Origin of the sequence: Rhodococcus sp. ARC_M6 (genome assembly GCF_022810305.1) — a bacterium.
In the GTDB taxonomy this organism is placed as follows: Bacteria; Actinomycetota; Actinomycetes; order Mycobacteriales; family Mycobacteriaceae; genus Rhodococcus_F.
On sequence record NZ_JALGQH010000031.1, the window covers coordinates 1 to 11,823 of the forward strand.

The following is an 11,823-nucleotide window of genomic DNA, read 5'->3' on the forward strand; positions in this document are numbered from 1 at the left end:
CAAAAGTGGGTGGGCGGGACTGACCCTCTACGGTGTCGTGCGCGAACTTCAACGCGCACTTGCTCATTGGATCGGTACCTGCCCGCTGTGTCATCACACCTTCCCGACCTAACAAAGTACTACTAGGTGATGTGATCGAGCTGATTGAGGAACATCTCCTACATGGGCGCGATCCGAGTGGAGCGTCACTTCTCGAATGGCTCACCGAACCTGGAATGGGTTATCGGCTTAACAGGCTCGATGCTCCCGTACGGAACTTTCTTCAGCTTGGTGGCGAGGTTGCGATTGATATTCTCGACCGGATCATCGAGTTCGTGTGCTTCACGTCTGTGAAACCCGATGTGTGGAATGACCTCGACCTTGAAACATCGACAACGGGGTTGCCTACTCTCATCCTCGATGGGCTGATCGAGCGATTGCAAGAGCGGCCGTTTGGGAAATCCATTGACAAGCCAATGCGACGCACCAGATTGCGCAAGCCCACTCTGTCCTTTTCGGTACAAGACGACCAGATCATGATCGGCGTGCCCTACCCGGCGGAGTCCGCCGAAATGCCCTGGAAACTCTCCCTCAACGGCAACACACGTGAGATTTACGCAGATCGTGGATGGGGTGTTGATGCCGATGGTGAGCATCCTTTGACCCCAGTGACAGTCACGGTCCCGGCTCGAGAAATACTCCTGCGTCACGAGTCTACGGACGCAAATTTTCGAATACCATTGGTGGACAAGGCTGATCCGCTCTTGTTGTTCACCGCAGAGGGGCGACTGATTCAACGGCAAACTCCACTTCCTCGTGGGGTCGTGTGGGCGGTACTCCCGCACGACGCAACCATTGTCGACGCGGTGACCGGCGACAGCCTGCAGTCGCTCACTGATCCGCGGGTTCCTTCAGGTTGGCGGGGCTGGAAGGTTTGGGGCATTGATCTGAGTGCCAGCACGTCGATAGTGGTCAAGCGAGTGGGTATCGACGCGCCGGTACGTGGTGTGCGTTCGCTCGGTGCTCCGCGTTACGAGCCCGCCGACCCGGTCAAGGGGCTCAAGACGACCAATGGGTTGTCGGTTTACGCAGAGAGGCCGGCCATTAAGCTGCCGCCGCATCTGGGGAGTCATCCCGAACTGTGGAGCGTGAAGGTTCGGCGCTCGGGTGAGACGAATTGGATGACCCAAGAGCAATGGGAATCGGGCAGCGTGGACACGTATCTCGATCCATTCGACGGTGTGCCAGCGGGATTGCTCGGACTGTATGAGATAGCGGTTAGTGGCGCGGTGGGATCAGACCTTCGCCATACATTGTTCATTGCAGAAGGGCTACACGTCGACCATGGAATCGAGTTCCGTTGTCCAGTCGTTGGTGGTTTGACACCCAGCACTACAAACGTGGAATGTGCGCAACCGCTTTCTGTCGACCAGGCGTCAATCAATTTTTCGACTGACGTTCGAGACAACTATGTTCGAATTGATAGTGACACAGCATCATTCAAGCTTGTTGTGACGCCGCCTTACTTCGAATCGCGAATCGATGCAATGGGAACGCCTGCGCAATGGCGAACCACGGCCCAGATTCTCAAGCCCTCAGACCTTGAGGTGCATGCAGTAGTTGCAGCCCGGGTTCCGGGAGAGGCGAAGGTCAGATTCGCCTTGGTAGATGATGCTGGTTCTGTTCTCCAGAATGAAGATTCGGAAGCGCGGGCGCACAATATCTTTCAGATATCTACCCGAACTTTCGTGGACACGGCGCGGAGGAGCGGGGCTTGTCAACTGGTAGCGCTCATTGACGATGAGCGCGGCTGTACCCATAAGCTCGCAATCGCCCAGATTCGGCAAGCGCGACTGTGTGGATCGGTTCGACTGAGCGGGACAGATCTAGTATTTGAACATCTGGCCGACGAGGAAAACCTAGCAGTGTTTCTCTGGGCTACTACTGCGCCCTGGAAGCCAGTGGCTCGGGTCGACATCGTGGGTAATCGGGCTGCCTTGCCAGAAGGCCTACGTGCTGCGGGTGCGTTGCTCGTGCAAGTGTTCGTTGACGATCCGTGGGTGACGATCGCTCGTCCAAGTCGCCCAGACTGGACCGCGCATCGGATCGAGCAACAGGGCTGGGTTCGGGACGATTCTGATGGCTACGAAGCTCTCTCCCGATTCTTGTCCGGAAACGGTGCGCCACCGATGTCCGAGGACGTGGTGTCAGCTGCGGTAGCGGCCTTGGCGCTTTTACCGAAGGATCGGAAGGACGCTCACAATGAACGCATTCGCAGTACCCTCATCAGGATTTTGTGCCGGCATCCGCGTACCTCGCTGGAAGCGTTGGGCAACAGCATAATTTCATCAGACGAGATAATGGGACTGCTTATCCGAACGCATTTGGTCGGAATGGCGTTCTCCGCCAGCTTCACCCTCAACGAAATGCATTCGCACGCGTGGGTGGGGTGCATGGTGGAGATTGCTGACTTGCCTTCGCTGTTTTCTCGCAAGGACAAGGTGGTTGCTGAACGATCGGAAACACTCGGGTATCTAGAGAATCAAGGTGGAACGACGCTAATAGAACTTCTGAGCCAGGGGCAAGCTACCTTGCCTAAACCCGGTGTACTGGACCGGGCAGCGCTGGTTATCGCCGACTGGATGCCCGAGGAAAGAGACAATTTCTTCCTTACCTTCGAGCTGGCCCCTGGGGCGCTGCTGGATGTTGATATGAGGACAGCTGCGACAGTTGACGCCTTTCACAGGCGTGACGAGTGGTCATCTGATCCTATGCAGGCGGACTTTGCAGCTGACTCTCATAGGGCTTTGCGTGAGATCAAAGCTGTTGCGCCACAGATATTTGATGCCGTCCAAGCCCGGAATAGTGCGATAGCCGGTGTTGACTTGGCGGAGTACCCGTGGATGGCGTTATCAGTGCAGTCCTTGACTATGGCAGCAGTTGCGCGGTTGGATGCGCGAGGCGAATTTGAGTGTTCGCCGATGACCTCCGACATGCGCGACGGGTGGGCGAGGATGGCTGATCTCTTCCCTGCCATGGTCGCGACCGATCTGCTGATCGCGGATGCACTTGTTTCTCACACAATCTTTGGTGACTTGATCGGAGAAATCGCATGATAGACCGACTTGACCCACTGGCAGCAGGTGCGGGGATCGAAGGAAGCTATAAGCGTTACCTGAAAACGCTTCTTGCGCCCAGAGATCCGAAGCTCGCGGCCGCGTTTGACGCTGCAGTGGACGATACTGCGTTGCTCACCAAGGGGCCGATGCTCGAGCTGACGCCGCCGTATGCGCCCGGTGCGTCGCTTCGAGAATTGATTGGTGATGGTGTACTGCACCCAGATTTCGTTGAATTGGACAGCGAAGCAGTCCCGATCGATCGTCCACTGTACCGACATCAGGAGAGCGCAATCCGCAAGGTGGTTGCGGGTCGAAATCTAGTTGTCAGTACAGGTACTGGCTCCGGTAAGACCGAGAGTTTCCTGCTTCCCATTCTCAACTCGTTGATTGAGGAGCGGGCGAATAGAACGTTGACGCCGGGTGTGCGGGCGTTGCTGCTGTATCCAATGAACGCGCTTGCCAACGACCAGCTCAAGAGGTTACGGACAATGCTCGCAACGATGCCGGACATCACCTTCGGCAGATATACGGGTGAGACTAAGGAATCAGAGAAGGACGCACGATCAATCTTTCGGACGCTCCACCCGGGGCAGGCGCCGTTGCCGAATGAGATGCTCAGTCGTGAGGAAATGCGCGAACGGCCGCCGCACATCTTGCTGACCAACTACGCGATGCTTGAGTACCTACTGTTGCGACCTGCCGATCTGGATCTGTTCGACGGTGAGCACGCTGGCACGTGGAAGTACATCGCACTGGATGAAGCGCATGTCTACGACGGTGCACAGGGCTCGGAAGTTGCATTGCTGTTGCGGCGCCTGCGGGAACGGGTAGCGCGCGGGAAATCGCTGCAGTGCATTGCGACGTCCGCTTCGCTGACGGGAAAGAGTGCGGAAACTCAAGGTTCAGAGGCAACGACTTTCGCCCACAAACTGTTTGACGTACCTTTCGAGTTCGTTGGCGACGACGACAGTCGACAGGACTTGGTGACGGCCACACGGCTACCGCGACGCGGCGCGCCGACGTGGACCATCGATGACGATTCGTTGATGGATCTTGCTCGGCCTGATGCTGATCTAAGTTCACTGGGTGGTCATTCTGTTAGCGGGGATTTCGCAGACGCACTCCATGATGAACAGCGGATTGCGGATCTTAAGTCGATAGTCTCCCGAGGTCCTGCCGACGTCCGTACATTGGCATCAAAGCTGTGGCCAGACGACCCGGAAGCGATGGTAAGGCTCGAGGCTCTAGTGGCGCTCGGTTCCAAAGTGAGTGATGCAAGTGGTAATCCAGTTCTGTCTGCGCGCTATCACATGTTTGTGCGCGCAACGGAAGGAGCCTACGTCAGTTTCACCGACGAGCTACCCCGCGTTTTTCTTGGGCGTCATGAGATTGATCCCGAGACGGGGAGAGCGGTATTTGAATTCGGAACCTGTCTACGTTGCGGCGCAGTGCATTTGGCCGGGGACGTGTCTGTGCATCAAGGTCGCCAGTACTTCCGTCCAGCGAAAAACGATTCGTCGGTACGTTGGCTCGTGGTGACAGGTACCGACGACGTCGGCATGGTCGACGAGGATGAGACGACACTTGCGGAGGATCTCGATACCGGAGTGTCGACTGGTATGAGAAACCTCTGCTCAGGCTGCGGCCTGTTGGGCGGTTCGTCTGAATGTGTAAGCGGTGAATGCCCAGGCGGTCCAGTACTGCAAGTACGTGAACATGCTACGGCGACTCGCGTGATGAGCAAGTGCACCGAGTGCGGGGCACGGTCCCGACAGGTGATTCGTAGACTTCGGACCGATACCAATGCTGCGCCTGCAGTGATTACCACGGCGCTCTATCAACACCTGCCGCGTGCAGCCGACGAAACCGTCGAACAGGTCGGCGAGGGACGCAAGCTCCTGATGTTCTCCGACTCGCGGCAAGCCGCAGCATTCGCTGCGCCGTATCTTGCACGCACGTATGGTCGGATGCTTGAGCGTCGATACGTCACTCAAGCGCTGTCGGATCCGAAGAATATCGACGAGGAATTCTCGGTGGAGGATCTCGCCGATGAAACTCGAAGAATCGCGACGAAGGCGCAGTACTTCGACGAGCGGGCCACCCGGAAAACTACCCTTCGCGTCGTAAATCCTTGGATAATGGCAGAACTGATGAGTATGGACGAACGTCAGTCGCTCGAAGGTTTGGGATTGATGCGAGTTTCCTTGTTTCGATCGCGGAAGACTGAACTGCCTAAGGGGTTCTTGCAGTTGGGGCTCACGCCGGACGAAGTGTGGGGCTTGTTCGAAGAACTTCTGAAAACCATTCGATTGCAAGGCGCGATGACCTTGTTGCCCGAGGTCGATATCAAAGCGTCGATTTTCGAGCCACGGAATACTCAGATCCGGATTCGGTCGATGGATTCGGATCGAAATAAGCGCATTATCAGCTGGCTCCCGGGAGGCCACGCGGGCACGACGAACAATCGAATCCTGTTCGTACGGAAGGTGCTTGCCGCACTCGGCTCCGAAGTGCCTCCAGACAAGGTTCTGAACAGTTGTTGGAAGTTTCTTCTTGAGGAGGGATACGTGACTCCCAAGACTGACAACTTTGCCGGTGATGTCTATCAGGTGGATCACGAACAACTCCGTATTCGACCTGGCGTCGAGAGCACGTGGCACCAGTGTTCCGCGTGCAGACGTCTGAGCGCGAACAACGTTCGCGATCTCTGCGCGCACGGAACCTGCGATGGGACTTTGCATGAATTCGAAGTCCCACCAGTGGAGCACGATGCCAATCACTACCGCTCGATCTACCGCACTCTCAACGCGGTCCCACTTGCAGCCGAGGAGCATACGGCTCAGTGGGAAGCCACAAAGGCAGCGGAGATCCAGCGCGAGTTCGTTTCTGGCGGAATCAACGTGCTCTCTTGCTCGACGACGTTCGAGCTGGGCGTCGATGTAGGTGAACTGCAGGCCGTGGTTCTTCGGAACATGCCACCAAAGACTGCGAATTACGTCCAGCGGGCTGGACGGGCAGGTCGTCGCGCCGCATCTGCGGCTTTGGTCCTGACCTATGCGAAACGTAGTTCCCATGACCTGACGAAGTTCCAGAAGCCGGAGTCCATGATCGCTGGTGAGATGCGAATCCCTTGGATCCCAATCGAGAACGAACGAATCGGGCGCAGGCATGCGCATTCTGTTGCGCTTTCTGCATACTTCCGTCATCGCTTCGAACGAGACGGGCTCACATGGAAGCATGCGGGCGCGTTCTTCTCGCCAAGTGACGACGGCCAGGATTCTCCAGCGTCGCAGGTTCGAATGTTCCTCACTCCAGTTCCCAAAAGCATCCACGATGCACTCCTACAAATTCTTCCGTCCTCAGTTGCGGAGATCATTGGAGTCCACGACGGGACCTGGGTTGATCGACTATGTGAGCTCATCGCGACAGCTGAGCAAGAGATGTGCAACGACATTGATACCTTCAAAGCGTTGATCGAGGAAGCCAAGACTTCAGACAAACTCGCATTCGGTGGAAGGCTGCAGAAGACGCTCAAGACCATTGAGGAACGTCAGTTACTCGGATATCTAGCGAACAAGAACATCCTGCCCAAGTACGGCTTCCCCGTGGACACCGTCGAACTGCGGACCGCGCATTGTGAGGGTGACGTTGGTGCGCGGCTTGAGCTTTCGCGTGATCTGAGCCAGGCTATTTTCGACTACGCACCAGGAAATCAGGTGGTAGCAGGGGGCAAGTTGTGGACCTCTCGTGGACTTCACAAGCTACCTAAACGGGAACTTGAGGAACTCAAGTACCGGGTGTGTCGCAACTGCAACGAGTTTGAGTGCGGACACGAACTTGATGTCGAGACTCATTGTCCCAGTTGCGAACAGGAGTTTGGCAGGATCCGTACGTTCGTCGTGCCCGAGTTCGGATTTGTCGCCGACAGAAAAGTTGACGATGTGAAAACCGAACCGCCCCAGAGGCTATGGGGTGGTGCAAGCTACGTTGAGAGCATTGGCAAAGTAGCTGAGACTTTCGAGTGGCAATCGACAGGCGGAATGGAAGTGCAGGCGCGTGCAGGCACACGCGCGCGGATGGCCGTGATATCTGAGGGCAGTGGAGCGGGCTTCTACCTCTGTGGCTGGTGCGGGTGGGCCGAGGCATCGACAGGGAAGCCAATCAAGGGCGGACACCAGCGGCCTGCGACAGGAGGCGCGTGTGAGGGACGACCACAGGTCGTATCGCTGGCGCATCGCTATGAGACTGATGTCGCCGAGTTCACGTTCGGAGACATGTCCTACGACAAGGAATCTGAATCACGTTGGCTATCGGTGCTGTACGCCCTCCTGGAAGGTGCTTCAGAGGCGCTAGAGATTAGCCGCGACGATATTGATGGCACATTGTCGTGGAGTAAAGAACGTAAACGCAGCATTGTTCTCTTCGACACTGTTCCCGCCGGTGCCGGCGCTGCAAAGAAAATTGCGGAGAATCTTGAAAAAGTGATTCAGTTTGCAGTCGATCGGGTTAGTCGATGTGATTGCGGCTCGGAAACATCGTGCTACGGATGCCTACGCTCATTCCGCAACGAACGTTTCCATGATCGGCTCACGCGGGATGGCGCTTTGGCAATTTTCCAATGGCTAAAGGTGGTCGGCGTTGACGGTGAGGTGGACGGACCGTGGGGCGAGAATCTTGTGCATACACCAGAATCAGTCATCGAGCTGCTACTAGAATTGTCGTTGCGCGGTGCGGTGAAGCCAGACATCGGCATTGATCTCGGCACGCACTATTGGCCAATCGAGGCCGTCTGGCCAGACTCTCGGGTTGTGCTCGTGGAAGGTGATGATCCAGATCGAGACAGTGGACTTGGTGCAGATGGGTACAAAGTGATCAATATTGTCGATGCCGACGCAGACTTGATGCTTGGCATGCTCGGCGGTGGATGAGAGCGGGTTGGCTTGCTCGATAAAACAAGTGCTTCAGGAACTCTGCGGCGCGTGCACCTCATTCGCAGAGGTCAACGCGCCGCACGTCGGTTGCCATGATGGTCGTGAGACACCTGGCAACCTAAGCGGGGAAACGAAGTAACTGATGATTGATGTCGAGATCGGACGAACCCCGACAGGTAAGCGTTCGTTCCCGCTGGCGTTTCGAGTCGAGTTCTTACGTCGCTGGGACGAAGCCGTCGAGGAGGCAGCAAAACACGGTTACTTCGCGAGCACAATCTGTGCCGTGAGACCGTCCTACGGTTGCAGCAGGCCCGAGATGAGGGACAACTCACCACACAGATGGTTACTGCAGCAAAGAAGGCGAATGACTGGATGTCTGATGACCATGCGGTGCGCTTGGCTGGCGGACGTCAGAACAGCGTGGGCATTGCCCGTGTACCGTGATGAGCTTCGAGAAGCCTGGCATTCCACCGCTTGACCAGCCACATTTCAATCAACTCTGGACGTGTTTGGGCCGTCGTTGCCCACGCGTTGAGCAATTGGTTGTAGCGGTGGTATCGACGCAGAGTGAAACTGCTGACTGATGGATCTTCCAGCCACCCTTCGTGAATGAGCGTTGACACACCGAACTGGTCGATCAACTGTGCGCGGCTTCCTGCCTCGGATACTCCCGCGGCCCACATGAATGCAGCGATGAGGGAAACTCCGACTCCGGGTGTCATGGGCCATCCGGACCACGTATCGCGGTGGATTGCCGGCAATGTGCGAGTCTTCAGGCAGTAATCGAGGACAGACTTGATCGTCCTCAAGGGATCTTCGCCATCGGGGACCTGTGTGTTGAAAACGTCGGGGAATCGACGTTTGAATCGCCGACCCCGATGAGCGCTCTGCCAGGCCGCACACAGGAATAGCAGTCCGAGCGCGTCATGGTCTGCGACGACGAGTTCAGTGTTTGGTCGAAGGTCATTGCGCTGCACTGTTGCGAACCCGGCAGTGACGATCTTTCCGTCGTCGTTCCTGCCCTGTAGTCGAATCTCGTGTTTGGCGTCGCGCAGGTGGGAGTTCCACCAGTCCAGATCCACGGTGGCACCGTCATCGAGGACGTGCAGATCGTAGCTCCGCACCTGGCACCACTGAACGCAGGCTGCGGGCGGTTCGAATCCATCGTCTTCGATCTCCATCTTGAAATAGTGGCACCGCCCACCGACAGGATCCGGTTGCCGCGCTTGCTGAGCGCAAACTCTGCTACGTTGGCGACGCAAACAATGCTGATGCCGGGGGGCTTCATGGGGGATATCGCTAGTAGTCGACTCGATTTACTCGACGAGGTCGACGCATTCCGACTCGGCTTCGGCAGAGTTCAGAGTCTGACCGCCGCCGTCCGCGATGCGGTCCTGCTCGTCCCCCATGTTCGACGACCGCATCCTCATCACATCTCTGTGCGGGATCGACTGGATCTGCGCGTTCACCGACGAACAACAATTCGCTCGCCACTTTGCGGCGCGAGGCGAGTTCGACGACGCCCGATACCAACACGTCCTCGGCAGCAGAATCTTCGACACTCTCATTCCTTCCTTGCCCGAAGCTACCGGACTATTTGTCGACATCGCCGGTGAGACTCCGTTGGGATTCCCGCCAGCGACCCTGTTACGGGCGTCGTGGCCGGATCAGCGAACCAGTCGCTCTGGGGACTTACCAACTGGCGCGGCGAAGTCAGTACCCCGCTACGTTCTCCAGGTCAGTACGCGGATGCGGAAACCGGCTTACACTACAACCTGCACCGCTATTACAATCCGCACACTGCTCGGTTCATCACCCCGGACCCGTTGGGACTTGCCGCTGCACCGAACCCTGATGCGTATGTTCATAACCCGACGGGGTGGATCGATCCGCTCGGACTGACACCAGCAGCATGCAACGGCAACAGCCTGGACAGCCCTTTCGGCGTCGAAGTTCCACCGGAATCCGTGCGAATAATTGAACAAATACAAGAACGGGGCGTAATTTGGGAACAGGTAGTGCAAGGCCCGAAAATTCCGAAGTTTTTCGAGAACGATGGTCGATCTGACGGACAAATTCTTCCTCAATTGGGGCCGGACGGTGGTCCAATCTCGTATCGCGAATGGGGAGCATTGCCTTCACCGGGAAACCCGACTCCAGGTTCAGAGAGAATTGTTACAGGTTCGGACGGATCCATTTACTACACGCCTGACCACTACAGAAAATTCATAAGATGGAACCCGTGAACGTAGATTCAATAATCTCATGTAATCGCCCCTGGCTGCACCTTATCTCCACCAGCGAGTTCGAAATGATTGATCAAACGATCACCAATCTTGATAAGCAGTTGATTCACAGATTCTCCGGCATCAAAATGCGGACACTTGATGAATTATTCAATGTGTATCAACAAGAGTTTCAATTTCCCAGCTATTTTGGATACAACTGGCCAGGATTTAGCGAACTCATGGAGACTTTGGAGAATCTGCCGTCGCCCTCCCATCTCACGATAATAGAAAATGCTGAACAAATGTTGGTCAACGACCCCGGTGAGACCAAAACATTCCTACGGCAGATCAACAATATTGGGCGGTACTGGTCCACGAGCGTTGGACTTTCCAAAGATTGGGGTTCTGGCTCCGTATCATTCAATACAGTGCTTGTTGCAGATTCACTGAGTATTCAAAAATTTGCAAATCTCGCGCCCCAAGGAGTTGTGGAGGAGGTGGGAACTGCAGAAAATTGAGGACTCTTCCAGAGCGGAAAGCGGATTACACTACAACCTGCACCGTTATTACAATCCGCATACTGTCCGGTTCATCACCCCGGACCCGTTATGACTTGCCCCTGCACCGAACCCTGATGCGTATGTTCATAACCCGACGGGATGGATCGACCCACTCGGCCTAACGCCGGTAGCGTGCGGCGAAAGCAGCAATGTGCCGGGGCAAACAACTCTTGAGTTGCAACGGGGTGGTGGATGGGCGCAGTGGGGTGCGGAGACATACCGCCACGGCGGTCTTATGTCCACGATTGAACATATAATGTATCGGTATGGGCCAAATTCAGGCTTCGAAAGCGTCGGGAAATTTAATAGTGGAACGCATGCTGCTAATGTAAAATCGATGGTAGACCAGGCGCTACGAAATGGGAAGATCGAAATCCAGGGGGGTACAACGCGGGTGATATATCAATTCGATGCCGACATCGGTTACGCAAGAAATGGATCACCTACCCGCGCGCTGGAAGTAATCATACGCGATGGATTGATTAAGACTGCGTTTCCCAGGGGATGAAAATGGACAACACGATAATTGAAGAATTTTTTCGAATAGATGGCGATAAGGCCGCCGTTGAGGAAGTGATGGAACTGCTGAGGGCTGAGACTGAAATAGTTGAAAAAACACTAACTTTCAATGTGTTCAATGTTAGAGTAGACAAATTAAGAAGTATCGTCACGGTCGAGGATGGATTAGACACCGGGCGTTTTATCGATATGACTTTAGATTCCGCTATCCAGCTTTTTGGAGAACATCTCCAGGGATAGTTGGCCTCGATTTTTCGTGTGTCTAGCCGAACATAAGGTCTTTGTAGTTCGGATTGTCGCGAAAGTCAGGTTTGGGAACCCGTCAGGTCGCAGGAGACGGCCTGGAGGCTCATCTGGAAGTGGATGTGGTCGAAGCGCGGACGTCAGAAGCGACTACTGACGCCGGCGATCACGGCGGATACGTGGCGGCCGGGGACCAACTTTTCCTGTGTACGGGGTATCGCGAATGCTCGGGCAGAAGGTTGCA

8 protein-coding genes are annotated in these 11,823 nt (G+C 55.8%); 6 read left to right on the plus strand and 2 right to left on the minus strand.

The window, feature by feature from the left end; genetic code table 11:
- The first annotated feature begins 215 nt into the window (after positions 1 to 215).
- The gene (locus MTX36_RS24145; protein ID WP_243622172.1) at positions 216 to 3,095 is read left to right on the plus strand and encodes a hypothetical protein; all 2,880 of its coding nucleotides are present in this window, start codon (positions 216 to 218) and stop codon (positions 3,093 to 3,095) included.
- The gene (locus MTX36_RS24150) at positions 3,092 to 8,026 is read left to right on the plus strand and encodes a DEAD/DEAH box helicase (protein ID WP_243622173.1); all 4,935 of its coding nucleotides are present in this window, start codon (positions 3,092 to 3,094) and stop codon (positions 8,024 to 8,026) included. Before MTX36_RS24145 ends, MTX36_RS24150 begins: the two co-directional genes overlap by 4 nt.
- A gap of 413 nt (positions 8,027 to 8,439) precedes the next feature.
- On the opposite strand, the gene MTX36_RS24155 is transcribed toward MTX36_RS24150, so the two are convergent.
- Positions 8,440 to 9,210 carry a hypothetical protein gene (locus MTX36_RS24155; RefSeq protein WP_243622174.1) on the minus strand — a complete coding sequence of 257 codons (771 nt, stop codon included), beginning with the start codon at positions 9,208 to 9,210 and terminating at the stop codon, positions 8,440 to 8,442.
- A 135-nt stretch (positions 9,211 to 9,345) separates the two neighbouring features.
- On the minus strand, positions 9,346 to 9,591 hold the full coding sequence (locus MTX36_RS24160) for a hypothetical protein (RefSeq protein ID WP_243622175.1): 246 nt from the start codon (positions 9,589 to 9,591) through the stop codon (positions 9,346 to 9,348).
- Positions 9,592 to 9,687: 96 nt separating this feature from the next.
- On the opposite strand from MTX36_RS24160, the gene MTX36_RS30300 reads away from it, so the two are divergent.
- The 4 genes from MTX36_RS30300 (at position 9,688) to MTX36_RS24180 (ending at position 11,576) form a co-directional block, all read left to right on the plus strand.
- Positions 9,688 to 10,275, plus strand: a complete 588-nt coding sequence (locus tag MTX36_RS30300; protein WP_308198248.1) for an RHS repeat-associated core domain-containing protein — start codon at positions 9,688 to 9,690, stop codon at positions 10,273 to 10,275.
- A complete protein-coding gene (locus MTX36_RS24175; RefSeq protein ID WP_243622176.1) occupies positions 10,272 to 10,775 on the plus strand; it encodes a barstar family protein in 504 nt (167 codons plus the stop codon). Before MTX36_RS30300 ends, MTX36_RS24175 begins: the two co-directional genes overlap by 4 nt.
- Positions 10,744 to 10,869, plus strand: coding sequence for an RHS repeat-associated core domain-containing protein (locus MTX36_RS30625; RefSeq protein WP_374230531.1), 126 nt, complete (start codon positions 10,744 to 10,746; stop codon positions 10,867 to 10,869). The genes MTX36_RS24175 and MTX36_RS30625 overlap by 32 nt, the downstream gene beginning before the upstream one ends.
- A 458-nt stretch (positions 10,870 to 11,327) precedes the next feature.
- On the plus strand, positions 11,328 to 11,576 hold the full coding sequence (locus MTX36_RS24180) for a hypothetical protein (protein ID WP_243622177.1): 249 nt from the start codon (positions 11,328 to 11,330) through the stop codon (positions 11,574 to 11,576).
- The last annotated feature ends 247 nt before the right edge of the window (positions 11,577 to 11,823 follow it).